The sequence below is a fragment of the Paraburkholderia tropica genome (genome assembly GCF_914484835.1).
GTDB classification, from domain to species: Bacteria; Pseudomonadota; Gammaproteobacteria; order Burkholderiales; family Burkholderiaceae; genus Paraburkholderia; species Paraburkholderia tropica_A.
This window is the reverse complement of the sequence record NZ_CAJZAR010000039.1, coordinates 155,431-173,445: the sequence shown is the minus strand read 5'-3', so window position 1 is coordinate 173,445 and position 18,015 is coordinate 155,431. Positions and strand designations below refer to the sequence as shown.

General features: G+C 66.4%; 12 protein-coding genes. 5 read left to right on the top strand and 7 right to left on the bottom strand.

The features are described from left to right. Positions 1–126: 126 nt before the first annotated feature. The 6 genes from LDO54_RS10875 to gtdA all read right to left on the bottom strand — a co-directional run bounded on the left by LDO54_RS10875 (position 127) and on the right by gtdA (position 6,599). Positions 127–1,275, bottom strand: coding sequence for a porin (locus LDO54_RS10875; protein ID WP_224010068.1), 1,149 nt, complete (start codon positions 1,273–1,275; stop codon positions 127–129). Positions 1,276–1,430: 155 nt separating this feature from the next. Then, positions 1,431–2,789, bottom strand: a complete 1,359-nt coding sequence (locus tag LDO54_RS10870; protein ID WP_224010066.1) for an MFS transporter — start codon at positions 2,787–2,789, stop codon at positions 1,431–1,433. Between the two features lie 120 nt (positions 2,790–2,909). Continuing rightward, a complete protein-coding gene (locus LDO54_RS10865) occupies positions 2,910–4,118 on the bottom strand; it encodes a 3-hydroxybenzoate 6-monooxygenase (protein WP_224010064.1) in 1,209 nt (402 codons plus the stop codon). Positions 4,119–4,141: 23 nt separating this feature from the next. Next, positions 4,142–4,792: a maleylacetoacetate isomerase gene (gene maiA / locus LDO54_RS10860; RefSeq protein WP_224010062.1), complete on the bottom strand. Its 651-nt coding sequence runs from the start codon at positions 4,790–4,792 to the stop codon at positions 4,142–4,144. A 17-nt stretch (positions 4,793–4,809) separates the two neighbouring features. Next, a complete protein-coding gene (locus tag LDO54_RS10855) occupies positions 4,810–5,508 on the bottom strand; it encodes a fumarylacetoacetate hydrolase family protein (RefSeq protein ID WP_224010060.1) in 699 nt (232 codons plus the stop codon). A 44-nt stretch (positions 5,509–5,552) separates the two neighbouring features. Then, positions 5,553–6,599, bottom strand: a complete 1,047-nt coding sequence (gtdA, locus tag LDO54_RS10850) for a gentisate 1,2-dioxygenase (RefSeq protein WP_224010058.1) — start codon at positions 6,597–6,599, stop codon at positions 5,553–5,555. A 188-nt stretch (positions 6,600–6,787) separates the two neighbouring features. Between gtdA and LDO54_RS10845 the strand changes: the two genes are divergently transcribed. From LDO54_RS10845 to LDO54_RS10825, 5 genes are all read left to right on the top strand, one after another. Continuing rightward, positions 6,788–7,702, top strand: a complete 915-nt coding sequence (locus LDO54_RS10845) for a LysR family transcriptional regulator (RefSeq protein WP_224010056.1) — start codon at positions 6,788–6,790, stop codon at positions 7,700–7,702. A 156-nt stretch (positions 7,703–7,858) separates the two neighbouring features. Beyond that, positions 7,859–8,413: a sigma-70 family RNA polymerase sigma factor gene (locus tag LDO54_RS10840; RefSeq protein ID WP_224010054.1), complete on the top strand. Its 555-nt coding sequence runs from the start codon at positions 7,859–7,861 to the stop codon at positions 8,411–8,413. Further along, complete coding sequence (locus LDO54_RS10835; RefSeq protein WP_224010052.1) at positions 8,406–9,557, top strand: FecR family protein; 1,152 nt, start codon at positions 8,406–8,408, stop codon at positions 9,555–9,557. The genes LDO54_RS10840 and LDO54_RS10835 overlap by 8 nt, the downstream gene beginning before the upstream one ends. 252 nt (positions 9,558–9,809) lie before the next feature. Next, positions 9,810–12,122 (top strand): TonB-dependent siderophore receptor, encoded by a 2,313-nt coding sequence (locus LDO54_RS10830; RefSeq protein WP_224010050.1) that lies wholly within the window; start codon positions 9,810–9,812, stop codon positions 12,120–12,122. A 182-nt stretch (positions 12,123–12,304) separates the two neighbouring features. Further along, positions 12,305–13,120, top strand: a complete 816-nt coding sequence (locus tag LDO54_RS10825) for an alpha/beta hydrolase (RefSeq protein ID WP_224010049.1) — start codon at positions 12,305–12,307, stop codon at positions 13,118–13,120. Between the two features lie 7 nt (positions 13,121–13,127). On the opposite strand, the gene LDO54_RS10820 is transcribed toward LDO54_RS10825, so the two are convergent. After that, positions 13,128–17,969, bottom strand: coding sequence for an NAD-glutamate dehydrogenase (locus tag LDO54_RS10820; RefSeq protein ID WP_224010046.1), 4,842 nt, complete (start codon positions 17,967–17,969; stop codon positions 13,128–13,130). Positions 17,970–18,015: the final 46 nt, after the last annotated feature.

Genomic DNA, 18,015 nt, shown 5'->3' with positions numbered 1-18,015 from the left:
GCATTCCGGACTAAAACCGTAATTCTAGCGGCTCGCGCGGGTTGCGGCGCCATCGGCCGGGCGCGTGGGGGCGCATCGGCGCGCGTCGGCCTCCGGCGCGGGGAGGCCGACGCGATCGGCGGGACATCAGAACGTCTGCTTGATCCCCGCCATCACGCCGAGCTGGTTCATGCCCGCGCCCGGCGTCGATCCCGCGCCGCCCTGGCTCAGCGTGTAGGCCGCGTGGGCGCTGTTGACGAGATAGCCGCCTTGCAGATAGAGCGCGCTGCGCGTCGACAGGAACCACGTGCTGCGCAGCGCCACCAGCGTGCCGCGCGTGTCGTGATCGCTGTCGAGCATGCGATAGACGCCGCCGTCGAGCTGCCACGCGGGCTGCACTTGCCACGCCGCGCTCAGATAGTAGAGATTCGTGCGCGCGTCGGGCACGGCCGGCGATACCGTGTCCACGCGCCGCCCGAGCCAGCCGCCGCCGACCTTCACCGGCCCGAACTTCGCGTAGCCGTTGAGCTGCAGGCGCGTGTCGGTGTCGCCGGACTGCGTGAGCGGAATCGGCGCGCCACCGGCGAAGAGATTGGCCGCCGCGCCCGGCCCGCCGCGCTGCTCGTCCCAGGACGCCGCGACGCCGAAGCCCGCCGGCGCGTCGTAGCGCAGCATCGCCGAGGTCTGCCGGCAGGCGCGCGAGTTGCCGGGCAGCGATCCGGCGCAAGTGCCCTGCCCGGGCGAATTGCCGGTGCCCGCCGAATCCCGTCCGCTCGACCAGGTCGCGCCCGCCGTCACGCCCTGCCACGTGCCTTTCCAGGCCACCGTGTTGTCGCTGCGCGCGTTCGGGATGTAGTTGTCGAACGAGCCGGTGCCCGCGTAGATGTCGGGGCCGAGCACGTCGGCATCGGACAAGGCCCAGAAGGTCATCGTGTACTGGCGGCCGAAACTGAGCGTGCCGAGCGGACCTTGCACGCCGACCCAGGCCTGGCGGCCGAACAGGCGGCCGCCTTGCCCCGAATCGCCGCTGCGCACGTTAAAGCCGCTTTCGAGCGTGGACAGCACCGCCCATCCGCCGCCCAGATCTTCGCGGACCCGCACGCCCCAGCGCGAGGGCGCTTCGCCCGTGATGCCGGGCACGCGCACGAGGCTGTCGCCGTTGCGGTTCGCGTGCGTGAGGTATTCCACGCCGGTATCGACAATGCCGTACAGCGTGACGCTGCTTTGCGCGTAACTCGCGCCGCTCGCGGCCACGCCGCAACCTGCCGCGCACAGGGCGGCAACGAACTTCTTCATATCGGATCTTCCAAACGGTGAGGCGACGCGTCTTGCGCGCGTGCGCCGGAAAGAGAGAGCCGCGGCGCGCAGATCGGACATTGCGCGCGCCGCGCATGCTGCACAAATGGCCAGGACTGGCACTGGCCGGTCGGCGCTCGGGTGCGGCCTCCCGCTCAGGACTGCAACGCAGGCGCGGCGGCGACAACCTGCTGCGCGCGCCAGCGGCCCATTGCGACCATGGAGGCGCCCGCGATCACCGCCGGAATCCCGACGAGCATGAACAGCGCCGCCATCGAGAGTCCCATCGAGAGCATCGCGCCGCCCGCCATCGAACCGAGCACCGAGCCCAGGCGGCCGACGCCGTTCGCCCAGCTCACGCCGGTCGCGCGGCAGTCGGTCGGGTAATAGGCGGCGGACAGCGCATTGGCGCCCACCTGCGAGCCCGACACGCAAAAGCCCGCGCAGAACACCGCGACCGCCGCGGCCCACGGCTCGGCCGCGAAGGAGCCGATCAGCGCCGTGAACACGCCCGCCGCCGCGTAGCTCGCGCCGAGCACGTAGTGCGGATTGATGCGGTCCATCAGCCAGCCCAGCGCGATCGCGCCAAGCGTGCCGCCCACCTGGAACATCGCGGTGACGAGCGCCGCCGTGCGCAGCGTCGCGCCCGTGCTGCGCAGCAGCGTCGGCAGCCAGCTAGAGAGCAGATAGATGACGAGCAGGCTCATGAAGAACGCGAGCCACATGAACAGCGTGCCGCGCCGCAGCTCGGGGCGAAACAGCCCGCGCACGGTCGAGCCGCCGAGCGCCGTGGTGGGCGCGGCGATGCGAAACGCGACGCCCGTGAAATCGGTGCCCGGCGCGATCCGGGCGAGCGTGCGGGCGATGCGCGGCGCGTGATTCCCGCGGCTGGCCAGAAAGCGCACCGATTCAGGCAGTTGCCAGGCGAGCAAGGGCAGCAGCGCGAGCGGCGCGATACCGCCCGTGAGCAGCACCGAACGCCAGCCGGCCAGATCGATCAGCGCGGCGGCCGCGAAACCGCCGAGCGCCGAGCCGATCGTGAAGCCGCAGAACATCGTCGTGACGAGAAACGAGCGGCGCGCGGCCGGGCAGTACTCGGACGTGAGCGTGATCGCATTCGGCATCGCGCCGCCGAGCCCGAGACCGGTCAGAAAGCGCAGCGCGAGCAGCCAGGTGAGCGAAGGCGACCACGCCGACGCGAGACTCGCGAGGCCGAACACGGCCACGCAGGCGAGCAGCAGACGCTTGCGCCCCACGCGGTCGCCGAACGGCCCGAACACCAGCGCGCCGAGCATGAGCCCGGCCAGGCCCGCGCCGAACACGGGCGCGAGCTGCGCCGGTTGCAGATTCCATTCGGTATGCAGCGCGGGGGCGATGAAGCCGATCGCCGCGGTATCGAAGCCGTCGATTGCGACGATCAGAAAACACAACACCACGATGAACGCCTGAAACGGCGACACGCGATGATGGTCGATGAACGCCGTCACGTCGACGGCGGACTGGGTTGCTGCCATGATGGGTCTCCTCCAAACCGAAAGCCGTGTTGAACGTGTCGCGCCGCGACACGATCTTTATGTGATGCGAAGCGGCCCGGCACGCCGCCTCGCTGATGCACTGCCCTGAACCGGCCTGCGCTAGATCGCGCCTTGCAGGCAGGTTTCCTCGCGCCAGCCGTAGAGCCACTGCATGGCGTCGTAGAACTGGTCCTGGGTGCGGCCCGCCCACAGCCCGTTGCGCACCAGACGCTCCACGCCCTTGGCGTGATAGATGCGCCCCATTTCGCGCGCGCCCAGCACGACGCGCGCGGTGCGTGCGATCCGCGCCTTTTCGTAGATCGCGAAGGCCTTTTCGAAGTCGCCATCGGCGGCTCGATAGGCCGCGCCGAGCGTGACTGCGTCTTCGAGCGCCTGGCAGGCGCCCTGCGCGAGGTACTGCGTCATCGGATGCGCGGCATCGCCGAGCAGCGTCACGCGGCCGAAGCTCCAGCGCGCGATCGGCTCGCGGTCGGCCGTCGCCCAGCGCCGCCACGAGGTCGGACGGTCGAGCATCTGGCGCGGCTTCGGATGCACGCCCTCGAAGTACGAGAGCACTTCTTCCTTGCTGCCGTCGCGCACGCTCCACTCCTCCTGGTCGCGGCTGTGGAACGTGACGACGAGGTTGTATTGCTTGCCGCCGCGCAGCGGGTAGTGCACGAGGTGGCAATGCGGCCCGGCCCACACCACGGGCGCGTTGATCTGCAGATCCTCGGGCATGTTCTCGACGTCGACGACCGCGCGATAGACCACGTGGCCGGTCACGCGCGGCGCGTCGCCCACGAGCGTCGCGCGGATCACCGAGCGCACGCCGTCGCAGCCGATCACGGCGTCGGCCTGATAACGCTCGCCGTGCTGGTCGGTCAGCGTGACGCCGTGCTCGTCCTGCTCGATCGACTTCACCTGCGTGCTGGTGCGGAACTGGATCAGCGGATTGCGCTGCACCGACTCCAGCACCGACAAATGGATATCCGCGCGATGGATCACCGCGTACGGATTGCCGAAGCGCTCGCGAAAGCGCGCGCCCGTTTCGACGCGCACGATCTCGCTCGCGTCGGTGGCGTCCATCAGATTGAGCCAGTCGGTGTAGACCGCGCGTTTGCGCGAGGCCTCGCCCGCGCCCAGCGAATCGAGCGCGTTGAAGGCGTTCGGGCCGAGCTGGATGCCCGCGCCGATTTCGCCGATCTTCTCGGCCTGTTCGAGCAGCAGCACCTGGACGTTCTGGCGTGCGAGCGCGAGCGCCGCCGCGAGGCCGCCGATGCCGCCGCCCACCACGATGGCGCGCGGTCCGGTTTGACGGGTTGTGTTCATGATCGAGGTCTCCTCTAACTGGCTCAGGCCGTGAAGTCCGGCTGCCGTTGCGGCTGAGCCTGAATGAATGCGGGGTGCTGCTGCGCGTGCGCAGAAATCGCGAGCGCGCGCGGATAGCGGGAAAGATCGCAGCCCATGCGCTGTGCGTTGCCGATCTGCGGAATCAGGCAGCAGTCGGCGAGCGTCGGGTGCGCGCCGAAGCACCATGGGCCGTCGTGCTGCACAGCGGCGCGAACGAGCAGGCGCTCGACGCCCGCCATGCCCTCGGCGATCCAGTGGCGATACCACGCGTCCTTCTGTTGCGGCGACGCCTGCAACTCGTCCTGCAGATAACGCAGCACGCGCAGGTTGTTGACCGGATGCATGTCGCAGGCGATCAGGTAGGACAGTTCGAGCACGCGCGCACGCAGGGGCGCATCGCCGGGAATGAGGCGCGGTTCGGGATGGTGCGAATCGAGCCAGTCGATGATCGCGAGCGACTGGCCCAGATGCATCGCGCCATCCACGAGCGCGGGCACCGCAGCGGACGGATTGACCTCGCCCACGTACTGCTCGCTGCGATGCGCACCGACGCGGATATTCACCGGCAACGTGTCGTAGTCGACGCCCTTGAGCGCCAGCGCGATGCGCACACGCCAGGACGTCGAACTGTTGAAGAAACTGTAGAGCTGCACGGTCGTCGCCCTCCTGGTCAGACCACGCGCACGGTCAGCTCGCCCAGACGTTCGACGCCGACCTTGATGGTGTCGCCGCGCACGACCGGGCCCACGCCTTCGGGCGTGCCAGTGAAAATCACGTCGCCCGGTTCGAGGCGGAAGAACTTCGAGAGATACGCGACGGTTTCGGCCACCGACCAGATCAGATGCGAGACGTCGCTTTTCTGCTTCGTCGCGCCGTTGACGGTCAGCCACAAACCGGCCTCGCCGAAGTGGCCGACCTTGCTGGCGGGATGAATCGGACCGATGGGCGCCGAGCGGTCGAAAGCCTTGCCGATCTCCCACGGACGGCCCATTTCGCGCATCTTCATCTGCAGGTCGCGGCGCGTCATGTCGAGGCCGACCGCATAACCCCAGACGTATTCGAGTGCGTCTTCCACGGCGATGTCCTCGCCGCTCTTGCCGATCACGGCGACGAGTTCCGCTTCGTAGTGGTAATTCGCGGTCTGCGCGGGATACGCGAGGTCGAGCGTTTCGCCATAGGCGACCGGCACGATCGAGTCGCCCGGCTTGCAGAAGAAGAACGGCGGCTCGCGATCGGGATCGAAGCCCATTTCGCGTGCATGCGCGGCGTAATTGCGGCCGACGCAGTACACGCGGCGCACGGCGAACTGGTCGGACGAACCGGCCACGGGAACGGCAACAGGTTGCTCGGGAGGGAAAATGAAGGCCATAGCGGTCGATAGATCCGGAACGTGAAATTAATCAGGAGTACGGCTTAGATGCGCGATTCGCGCAGCAGATTGAGTGCGGCCATGACCGGGCGGTCGGAGTAGCTGAAGAGGACGGTGTCCGCGTCGGCGTCGAGTCGCACCGGCACCCACGAAGGCGCCACGAAGATGTCGTGCGGCGCGAGCGTGAAGGTTTCGTCGCCGACATGCGCCGTGCCCTGGCCTTCGACCACGCAATAGACGGTGGCGTCGGTGCTGCGATACGTCTTGCCGCGGAATCCCTTCGGCAGGAACTGCATGAAGGTCGCGAGGGTGGGCATCGGCCAGCCGCCCGTGGCCGGGTTCACGTAGCGCAGCTTCACGCCGTCCCACGCGTCGAGTTCGCCGTTGCGGTACAGCGTGTCGAGCGCTTCGCGGCTGCGCGCATACGGGTAGCTGAACACCGGCGAGGTCGGGTCGCTGACCGTGTGGCGCACGGGCAGCATGTTGCTGCCGTAGCGCGCGAAACTGTCGCCTTCGGCGCGCGAGATCGGCTGGGTGGCTTCGGGGTAGTTCTCGGCGAAACCGGCGTCCAGGTGCGCGACGAGCGGTATGTCGAGACCGTCGAGCCAGACCACCGGCTCGCCGCCCGCCTCGATCGACGGATTGCCGTGGTCGTGCCACGTCCACGACGGCGTGATGATGAAATCGCCCGGATGCATGGTGGTGCGCTCGCCGTTCACGGCGGTCCAGGCACCCTCGCCCTCCACGATGAAGCGCATGGCCGACTGCGTGTGCCGATGGCTCGGCGCGATCTCGCCCGGCAGGATCAGTTGCAGACCCGCATAGAGATTCGGCGCGACCGCCGACTTGCCGGGCAGGCCCGGATTTTCCATCACGAGCACGCGGCGCACGGCCTCGGCGGCGCTGATCACCGAACCCGCTTCCATGACCAGATCGCGGATGCGCGCGTATTGCCAGAGGGCCGGCACGGCCTTGGGCTTCGGCTCGGGCACCACCAGCGCATGCAGCGATTCCCACAGCGGCGCGAGCCGTTCGCGGGCGATCTGTTCGTAGTACTGAGCGCGATTGGATGTGGACTGAGTCGTGGACATGAGAGGTCTCCGTTTTTTGAGAAGCGCGCCGGCCATCAGGCCAGCCGTCACACCGCAAAGCGCGCTTCGGGCACAGGACAATGTGATCTGGAGCATGGTGTCCCAGCAGACATCGCCTGTAAAATTCTCAATTCATCTCATGTATATGGTTCGGGATATACCTTGATGCAGATCACGAGGGCAGGCGAATGAGCGACTGGACCCAGCGGCTGCGTCTGAGGCATCTCGAATTGCTGATGAAAGTCGGCGAAACCGGCAACCTCAGTCACTCGGCCGCGGCGCTCAACACCACGCAGCCGGCGCTCTCGAAGTGGCTCAAGGAACTGGAAGAAGATATCGGCCTGCCGCTGTTCGAGCGGCACGCGCGCGGGCTGCGCCCCACCTCGTATGGCGAGGCGCTCATGGAGCACGCGCGGCGCATCACCGGCCGGCTCGACAACGCGCGCGACGACATGGCCGCGCAGCGCGAAGGCGGCAGCGGCCTCGTGGCGATCGGCACCTCGGGCGTGGCGGCGGCGGACACCGTGCCCACGGCGGTCGCGCGGCTCGTCAAGGAACTGCCGCGCGCGCAGATCCGGCTCGTGGAAAGCACGATGAACCTGATGATGCCGCAACTGCTGCACGGCGAACTCGACATCGTGGTGGGCCGCTCGTCGAACGAAGCCGTCGATCCGCTCTTGAGCGCGGAGCTGCTGTATCGCGAGCGCATTGCCTTCGTCTGCGGCCTCGATCATCCGCTGGCCGAACGAAGCACGCTCGGCTGGGACGATCTGTTCGCCTGCAACTGGATCGTCTGGCCCGCCGGCACGCCGGTGCGCAAGGCGCTCGAAACCGCACTCGACGCGGCAGGCCGTGGCATGCCGCAGCATTGCATCGAGTCGAATTCGTCGATGCTCAACGTCGCCCTGCTCAATCAGACGCAACTGCTGGGCGTCGCCTCCGGGCGCGCGGCGCAGCGTTTCGCGCAGCTTGGGGCGCTGCGCATCCTGCCGATGACGCTCGAAAGCATCGGCTCGGTCTCGATGTACTGGCGCTCGGACAGCGCGAACCGGCTGGCGGTCGCGCGGGCGCTGGCGCATCTGCGGGGCTGCGCGCAGGGCTGACAGCTGACCGGAGACGGGCGTTTCCCTTTCAGAAGCTTTCCTGCTCAACCATCTTGCATCAAATCCAATAAACGATAATAATTCTCATTCGTAAATTAAACGTAAGTGACATGAAACCGGCCGCCCGCGCGGCACTGGTGCCGTGCAGACCCATCCGTGCAGCCGTCTTCCAGTCTCGCCCACGCCTTCGCCGCGCATTACCGGACGCTCGTCGCGTTCGCCGCGCGCCGCATGCGGTCGGCGGAAGCGGCGGCGGACCTGGTCCACGACGCCTTCGTCAAGGTGGCGTCCCTGCCCGGCACCGCCGAGGTCCGGCAGCCGCGCGCCTTCTTCGTGCGCGTGATCGAGAACCTCATGATCGACCGCTTTCGCGAAAGCCGCGCGTGGTCGCACGCGCGCATCGACGTGACGCCGCTCGACGACGATAATGACGCCTTCGCCGATCTGGCGATCGATCCCGTCGATCCGAGCCAGCTCGCCGAGGCCACGCAGACGGCGCGCGCGCTCGAAAGCGCGGTGAACGCGCTGCCCGCGCGCTGCCGCGAGGTGTTCGTGCTGCGCAAGGTGCATGGGCTCTCGCACGAAGCGATCGCCGAGCGTCTGCAGATCAGCAAGAACATGGTCGAAAAGCATTTGCGGCGCGCCTTGCTGGGTCTCGTCGAGTTCGACCGCGGCGCGCACGGCGACGACGCCCCGCCGGCCCATGACTAAGGAATTCCCGCAACCGGCCATGTCCGTTTCTTCTTCAGCCGACACCCCGAGCGACGCGCGGGCGGCCGCGCATGCGCGCCGCGTGCGCGCCGAGGCCGCCGTCTGGGTCGTGCGGATCGACGCGGGCCGCGCGACGCAGGACGACGCGCGTCTCGCGCGCTGGCGCGCTCGCTCGCCGCTGCATCGCGAGGCTTTCGACGGCGCGCTCGCGCAATGGCGCGGCGCCGATGCGTTGCGCGCCGCGCAGCACGCGCCATTACGTGCTGCTGGCGCCGATCAACGCAATGAACAGCGCAACGATCAACGCAACAGCGAGCACGCCGACAGGCGCAACGATAACCGCAACGATCACCGCCCAATCGAACGCCCCGCCGCGCGTCCGCGTCCGCCTGCGCGTTTCGCCTTCAGCTTTGCCGCGCTATTCACGCCGCCGCGTGCCGCTTTCGCTTCGCTCTGCGTGGCGTTCGGTGTGGGCGCGGCGTGGTATCTGCATGCGCCCGATCTGTCGACATCGGCAGGCGAAGTGCGCACCTTCGCGCTCGACGACGGCAGCATCGTGAAGCTCGACGCCGACTCGGCCATCGACGTCCGCTACGACGCGCACGAGCGCCGCATCGTGCTCGCGCGCGGCCGCGCCGCCTTCGACGTGAAGCACGGCGACGCGCGCCGCTTCGTCGTGCACGCGGGCGACGGCGAGGTCGTAGACATCGGCACCGCGTTTCAGGCGAGCTTGCCCGGCGACGGCACCGGCCACGGCGGCGATGCCGTCGTCACGGTCACGCAAGGACGCGTGGACGTGCGCAACGCGTGGGGCGATCTGGAAGCCGGCGCGGGCCAGAGCGTCGCGTATGGCGATGCGGTGCGCCCGCCCGCGCTCGCCGCCATCGACGCGTATTCGGCCACCGCGTGGCAGCGCGGACGCATGGTGTTCACCGACGCACCGCTCGCCGATGTGGCTGCCGCGCTCAACCGCTACTGGAAAGGCCACTTCATCTACGTGCGTGGCCGCGCGGCGACGCTGCGCGTGTCGGGCAACTTCGCCATCGGTGCGCCCGCGCAGGCGCTCGATACGCTCGCCGAAACGCTGCGTTTGCAGGCCACGCGCATCGCGGGTCGCGTGGTGATTCTGTCCGCGTCGTCGTGAGTCACGTGGAGTAATCCGTCGCGCGAAAATTTTTTTACGCGCGACGTCCGGTTTTTTCTTCGCACAACGTCTATTCCCTCAGTAAGACAAACAATCAGGGGAATGTCGTTGTTTACGCAAGCATCACTTCGTCCGCTCGCGATTAGCGCGGCGGCTGCTGCACTCTTCGGCGCTTCGTTGCCCGCGCTCGCTCAACAAGCCGCGCAATCCACGGGGCAATCCACGAGTCAATCCACTTCAACGGCGGCTGCGATGTCGCGCGATGCACGCATCGACTATCGCATCGCGCCTTCGGATCTCAACACGGCGCTCAACCGTTTCGCCGAAGCGAGCGGCGTGCAGCTCGCCTATGCGAGTTCGCTCGTCGCGGGCAAGCAGTCGCCGGGCTTCACGGGCCGCGCCGATGCCGGCAGCGCGCTCGCCCAGGTATTGCGCGGCACCGGTTTGCGCGCCGTGCGCGGCCAGAACGCGGCCTTCGTGCTCGAAGTCGATCCCGAACCGCCCGGCCCCGACGCGAGCGCCGAAACATCGTTGCCCGCCATGACGATCCGCGCGCAAAGCGAAGCCGATGCACACGATCCGACCGTCGCCACCGCCGCGCTCAAGTCGAGCACGCCGCTCACGCGCACGCCGCAATCGGTGTCGATCATCGAGCGCAAGCAGATGGACGAGCAGAACGTGCAGTCGGTCGCGCAGGCGCTGCGTTACTCGGCGGGCATCGTGCCGGAAACGCGCGGTATCGGCGACCGTTACGACAGTTTGCAGATGCGCGGTTTCGGCGGCTTCGGCGGCAATGCGGTCTACGTGAATTTTCTCGATGGCCTGAATCTCGGACGCGGTCTGTCGTATGCCGTGCCGCAGATCGAGCAATACGGTTTGCAGCGCATCGAAGTGCTGCGCGGCCCGAGTTCGATTCTGTATGGCCAGGCGAATCCGGGCGGCGTGGTGGTGCTCGAAAGCAAGCGTCCCGAAGCCGATCACGTTAACGAGGTGATGCTCGGCGCGGGCACGCATAACCGCTGGGAAGGCGCGTTCGATCTGGGCGGCGCGGTCGATGCGGACAAGCGCGTGCTGTATCGCTTCGTCGGCCTCGCGCGCGATGCGGATACGCAGGTGTCCGGCACGAAGGAGCAACGCATTTACGTGGCGCCCTCGCTCACGCTGCGTCCCGATGCGAACACCGAACTCACGCTGCTCGCGAGCTATCAATACGATCCGAACAACGGCTATTACGGTTTTCTGCCGCGCTACGGCACGGTGTCGTACAACCCGAACGGGCAGATCGGCACCGGCTTCAACGACGGCGAACCCGATTACGATCACTTCCGCCGCGCGCAGGCCAGCGTGGGTTATGCGTTCACGCACCGCTTCAACGACACCTTCACGGTGCGTCAGAACGCGCGCTACATGCATATGTGGAGCGATTACCAGACGGTCTATTCGAGCGGCTACACGAATTCGAGCAACCGTTACCTCAATCGCCTGACCACCGCCTCGCTCGAACATCTCGACGCGCTCTCGACCGACACGCAGCTCGAAGCCGACTTCAACACCGGCGCGGTGCGCCACGCGGTGCTGATGGGCCTCGACTATCAGATGACGATGTCCGACCGCCGCCTTTCGTCGGGCAAGGCGCCTTCGCTCGACATCACGAATCCGGTGTACGGTCAGACGCTGACCGCGCCCAAACTCGCGAGCTACACGCGCCAGCGCACCGACGATCTCGGCCTCTACATGCAGGATCAGATGACGATCGGCAAGTGGTCGTTCGTGCTCGGCGCGCGCGAGGATTACGCGTCGACCAGCGCGAACGAATACGTGAAGCACACGTCGTCGTATCAATTCGATCGCGCGTTCACGTGGCGCGCGGGCGTGCTCTACGCGTTCGACAACGGCATTTCGCCGTTCGCGAGTTTCTCGCGCTCGTTCCAGCCGGTCACCTCGGGCACGACGGCGGATGGCAGTTCGCTCAAGCCGTCGACGGGGCGTCAGTTCGAAGTGGGCGTGAAGTATCAGATTCCGGGCACGACGAGCTTCACGACGCTCTCGCTCTACGATCTGCAGCAGACCAACGTGTCGACGCCCGACCCGAACAATTCGAACTACCGCGTGCAGACCGGCGCAGTGAAAAGCCGTGGCGTCGAAGTGGAAACGCATTTGAATATCACGCGCGATCTCTCGCTGATCGCGGCGTATAGCTACACGAGCGCCTATGTGGCGAGCGCGAACGACAGCTCGCTCGGCCACACGCCCGCCGCCGTGCCGAAGAATACCGCTTCGCTGTGGGCCGATTACACGCTGCATCGCGGCACGTTCAAGGGCCTGGGCATGGGCGCGGGCGTGCGCTATATCGGCAGCACGTATGGCGCCGCCGACGATTCGTTCAAGGTCGGCTCGTTCACGCTCGTCGATCTCGCCGTGCACTACGAGTTGCGCAACTGGCGCTTCGCGCTCAATGCGTCGAATCTGTTCGACCGTCAATATGTGGCCGCGTGCGCGAGCGCGACGCAGTGTTTCTGGGGCGTGCGCCGTGAAGTGATCGGCACCGCGCGCTATCAATGGTGAGGCCGACGATGAAATCTTCACGCGCTTTTGCAAGGCGAACGGTATGTGCAATCGCGGGCTTGTCGATGGCGGCGGCTGCGTGGGCGGCAACGCCTGTCGCTGCCTCGAATGCCGCGATTAATCATTCGGATATCGAAGCATCGAATGACGTAAGCGCCCTGCTTCCCGATACCGAATCGTTCGTGATCGACGCTACGCCGAATGGTCCGCGTTATCGCGTCTGGCTGTATCACCCGAAGGCGACCGCGCCTGGCGCCGCGCCGCCCTTGCTCGTACTGCTCGACGGCAACGCGACCTTCGCGCTCGCGGTGAGCGCGGCGCGATTGCAGGCGAAGCTGATCGGCCCCGTGACGATCGCCGCCATCGCCGCCGACAACGACACGCTGTTCGACGAACACCAGCGCTTCCGCGATTTCACCACGCCCGCGCGCGATGGCTGGGGCGTGCCGCGCGACGCGCAAGGCGCACCGCTCGAAACCGGCGGTGCGCTGGCCTTCGAGACCTTCGTCAACGAGACCTTGCCGCGCGCCATCGAAGCGCGCACGCACGCCGCGCCGCGCTCACGCATGTTGTTCGGGCATTCGCTCGGCGGTTTCTTCGTGCTGAACGACGCGCTTGCGCATCCGCAGGCGTACTCGCGTTACATGGCGGCGAGTCCGTCGATCTGGTGGAATGGCGCTGAGTTACTGGCGAGCGCTCGTGCGAGCGCGCGTTCGGCATCGACAAAGGGCAGCGCGACCCACGCGACCGTTCCGCTCGCGATCCGCGTGGGTGGCGACGAACAGAAACTCGCGCTCAATGCGCCGCCCGCACGCGTCGAACGCGTGACGCACGCGGCGATGCTCGACAACGCGCGCGCAATCGCCGACTTGCTGCACGCAACGCCCACGCTCGGTTTCGACGCCGATTTCCAGATCTACGCGGGGCAGAATCACGTGTCGTATCTGCCCGCCGCGATCAGTGAAGCTGTCGGCCTGGCCGCGCGAAGCTTGCCCTGAGCGACGCTTACGCGCGTTCGAGCGCCGCCATCGCCCGCACGATCACGAGCAGCACCGACATGCTCACACCGCTCGACGCACGCAATTCGGTGAGCAAATGGCCGTAGCGTTCGAGCGCCGCTTCGTGCTGTGCGCACCAGGCATCGACGATGGCTTGTGCATCGGCCGTGTCGGGCGACTGCGCGAGCGCGCTGGTCGTGAGCGCGCGTTTGAGCCTCGCCACCTCGGCGAGCGCCGCCGCGCGCGCCATCGTGTCCCAGTGCGTGGGCGTGGGCAGCGTGGCGGCGCGTTCACTGATCCAGCCGTAATTCAAGCGCGTGCCGAGCGCGAAATACGCCGCCGCGACCAGTTCGAGCGGACGCCCGCACGCCGCCGCCACTTCGGCGATATCGAGCAGCGCCACCGAAATTTCGCCGCTCGACACCCGCAGCGCAAGCGTGCTTTCCACGCCCGCATGCACGAGTTCGCCCTGGCGCACCGAGAGCGCTTCGAGATCGGCTTCGGGTAACAGCGCGGGCAGTTGTGGCGCGAGCCGTTGCGCCGCGTCGCGGCAGCGCGCGAGCAGCGAACCCACGTCATCGCGATCCACCGCGCCCGCTTGCAGATGACGCAGGAACCACAGCGCCGCGCGTTCGAGCAGACGCGCGATATCGACGAACATGCGCGCCTGCACGTCGTCGGGCACGCGATTGTCGAGCGCGTCGATGGCGCGCCAGATCTCGTCGAGATCGAATACGTCGCGCACCATGATGCAGGCGCGCACGATCTCGTCGGGCCGCGCGTCGGTCTCCTCCATGAGCCGGTGAATGAACGCACAACCCACGCGATTGACGAGCGCATTGGTCAAATGCGTCGCGAGAATTTCGCGGCGCAGCGGATGCCGCTGCATCGGTTCGCTGAAGCGCTGCTGCAAAGGCTTCGGGAAATAGTCGATCAGCAAGGCCGCGACGAGCGGATCTTCGGGCACCTCGGAATCGAGCAGCGCATCGTAGAGCCACATCTTGCTATACGCGAGCAGCACCGCGCGCTCGGGCGACGTGAGGCCGAGTTTCGACGCCTGGCGCTCGGCCACTTCCTCGTCGGTCGGCAGGAATTCGATCACGCGATTGAGGCGCCCCGCGCGTTCGAGCCAGCGCATCACGCGCGTTTCCGCATCGAGCAGCGGCACGGCATAGCGGCCCGCGATCGAGAGCGCCTGAGTCTGGTAATAGTTGTCGCTCAGCACGAGCAAGCCGACTTCATCAGTCATTTCGGCCAGCAGCGTATTGCGCTGTTTGGTGGTCATCTCGCCGTCGCCCACCACGAGACCGAGCAGGATCTTTATATTTACTTCGTGATCCGAACAATCGACGCCTGCTGAATTGTCGATGGCATCGGTATTGATGCGGCCGCCGCGCTGCGCGAATTCGATGCGCCCGAGTTGCGTCACGCCGAGATTGCCGCCCTCGCCCACGACCTTGCAGCGCAGGTCCGTGCCATTCACGCGCACCGCGTCGTTGGCGCGGTCGCCCACTTGCGCGTGCGTTTCGCGCGACGCCTTCACATAGGTGCCAATGCCGCCGTTATAAAGCAGATCGACCGGCGCCTGAAGGATCGCGCGAATCAGTTCGTTCGGCGTGAGCGCCACGGCGTCGATGCCCAGCACCTCGCGCACGGCGGGAGAAAGCGGAATCGTCTTGACGGTGCGCGGGAAAATGCCGCCGCCCGCCGAGATCGCGGCCGGATCGTAATCGGCCCAGCTCGATCGATCGAGTGCGAACAGCCGCTGGCGCTCCGCGAAACTGCGCGCCGGATCAGGCGCCGGATCGAGAAACACATGGCGATGATCGAAGGCCGCCACAAGCTTGATATGCGGCGACAGCAGCATGCCGTTGCCGAACACGTCGCCCGACATGTCGCCGACGCCGACCACCGTGAAATCGCTCGCCTGGGTATCCACGCCCATTTCGCGGAAGTGACGTTTTACCGATTCCCACGCGCCGCGCGCGGTGATCGCCATCTTCTTGTGGTCGTAGCCCACCGAGCCGCCCGACGCAAAGGCGTCGTCGAGCCAAAAGCCGTATTCGGCGGAAATGGCGTTCGCGTAATCGGAGAATGTGGCCGTGCCCTTGTCGGCGGCCACGACGAGATACGGGTCGTCGGGATCGTGACGCACGACGTCGGGCGGCGGGACGATGGCGTTGTTCACGAGGTTGTCGGTGAGGTCGAGCAGCCCGCGCAAAAAGGTCTGATAGCAGGCCACGCCTTCGCGCATCCACGCTTCGCGGTCGCTCGGCGGCGGCGGATTCTTCACCACGAAGCCGCCCTTCGAACCCACCGGCACGATCACGACGTTCTTCACCATCTGCGCTTTCATCAGGCCGAGCACTTCGGTGCGGAAATCTTCGCGCCGGTCGGACCAGCGCAGGCCGCCGCGCGCGACGCGTCCGCCTCGCAAATGCACGCCTTCCACGCGCGGCGAATACACCCAGATTTCGAACATCGGTTTCGGCTCGGGCAGCCCTGGTACTTTCGACGGATCGAATTTGAACGACAGCGCCGGACGCAGCGCGCCATTCGGCTCGCGGCGGAAATAATTGGTGCGCACCGTTGCGTTGATTACGCCGAGAAACTGCCGCAGAATGCGGTCCTCGTCGAGATTCGGCACCTGGTCGAGCGCGGCCTCGATCGCTTTGAGCGCGAGCGCCGTGCGTTCCTCGCGCGCCGCTTCCGCGCGCGGATCGAAACGCACAAGGAATAATTCGACCAGTTGCCGCGCAATCGCCGGATTGCCGGTCAACGCGCGTTCGATATAGGCGTCGCTGAATGTCGAGCCCACCTGCCGCAGATATTTCGCATAGGCGCGCAAAATCGTTACTTCGCGCGCGCCCAGATACGCGCGCAATACGAGCCGATTGAAATCGTCGTTCTCGATGCGCGCGCTCCATACGCCTTCGAACGCTTCCTCGAACAGATCTTTCACGCGCTCGATATCGAATTCCGCGTCGTCGGCGAGTTCGAGACCGAAGTCGTGCACCCACGCGGGATCGCAGCCCGGCACCTGAATCACGTAAGGCCGTTCTTCATCCACGCGCACGCCGAGATGTTCGAGCATCGGCAAACTGCGCGAGAGCGCAATGGCTTCGCCCGCGCAATAGACCTTGAAACGAAATGCACGCGGCCCCGATTCGATCGGCCGATACAGATTCATCGCGATGCCCGCCGTACCCTGCACGCGCTCGATCAATTCGATATCGCGAACGGCCGTGCGCGCGGGATAATCGTCGCGATAACCGGCGGGAAACGAATCGGCGTAACGATGCAGCAGGCGCGTGCCCTGCTCCTCGCCGAAAGCGTCGAGCAGCGCGTCGGCGAGATCGTCCTGCCAGCGCCGCGTGACCTGCACAAGCCGCGCTTCCAGTTCGCGCGTGTCCACGTCGGGCATCGTGCCGGGTTCGGCGTGCACGACGAAATGAATGCGCGCAATCGCCGATTCCGAAAGCAGCGGCGTGAATTCCACCGAAATGCCGTTGAAGGCTTCCGCGAGCAGATTTGCGATGCGCCGCCGCAAATCGGTATTGTATTTATCGCGCGACACATAAACGAGGCACGAGACGAATCGATTGAAACGATCGCGCCGCACGAATAGACGCGTGCGCTGATGCTCCTGCAAACGCAATACGCCGAGCGCGATATCGTAAAGCTCGTCTTCGGCGGCCTGGAATAACTCGTCGCGCGGATAGGTTTCGAGCACGGTCACGAGCGATTTGCCGAGATGCCCTTTCGGCAGAAAGCCCGCGCGGCGCACGATATTCGCGCATTTGCGGCGCACGATCGGAATATCGGCGGCGGGGACCATATAGGCCGTCGAAGTATAAAGCCCGACGAAGCGGCGCTCGCCGCAGACCTTGCCGTCCGCGCCCACGAGCTTCACGCCCACATAGTCGAGATAACCGGGCCGGTGCACGGTCGCGCGCGAATTCGCCTTGGTCAGAAAGATCGGCCATGCTCCCGTGACGATGTCGGCGGCCGCGGGCGGCAGCGGCGTGACGTCGGGCGTGCCGGGCGCGCGCAAGGCTTCACGCAGGATGCCGAGGCCCGAGTTGTCCACGCCGCGCAGCGCGAAGCCGTCGCCGTGTTCGACGAGCGCATAGTCGCGCTGGCCGAGAAAGGTGAAATGGTCGGCGACCATCCAGTCGAGAAACGCGCGCGCTTCGATATCTTCCGCGCTCGTTTCGCGCGCCTTCATGCTCTTGATGGTCTCGCGCGCGACGTCGAGTATCTTCGGCCAGTCCTCGACGGCGGCCCGCACGTCGCCGAGCACCTTGGCGATTTCGCGGCGTAGCTCGTCGAGTTTTGCTGCATCGCCGCAGCGGTCGACTTCGAAATGAATAAACGAGGCCAGTTGGGACGGGCCGTCGTCCGCGCCGGCGGCTCCCACGTCGATGCGCTCGATGCCGCCTTCCTTGCCGCGCCAGACGCGAAACACCGGGTGCATGGCCGAATGCAGCGCGAGCCCGAGCTTGTTGACGGCCATCGACACCGAATCGACCAGGAACGGCATGTCGTCGTTGACGATTTCGATGACCGTGTGATCGGAATGCCAGCCGTGCTGTTCGAGAATCGGGTTATAGACCCGCATGCGCTCGGTGCCGGGCACGAAGCGTTGCGCCGTTTGCCAGTGCGCCATGGCGGCGCCATAGAGATCGGCGATGCTGCGGCTGCGCAGATCCTCGGCATCGACGAAATCGTAATAGTGGCGCAGGAACGGTTCGACCGTTTGAAAGGCGGGTTCCGGCAATCGCGCTCGCGCGAATGCCAGAACATCGGAGAGCAGATGGGCGACGAATTCCTCGTTCCTCGCTTGCATGGCGGACTCCTCGACGGATGGCCATCGACTGCATCGGCGGTAAAGC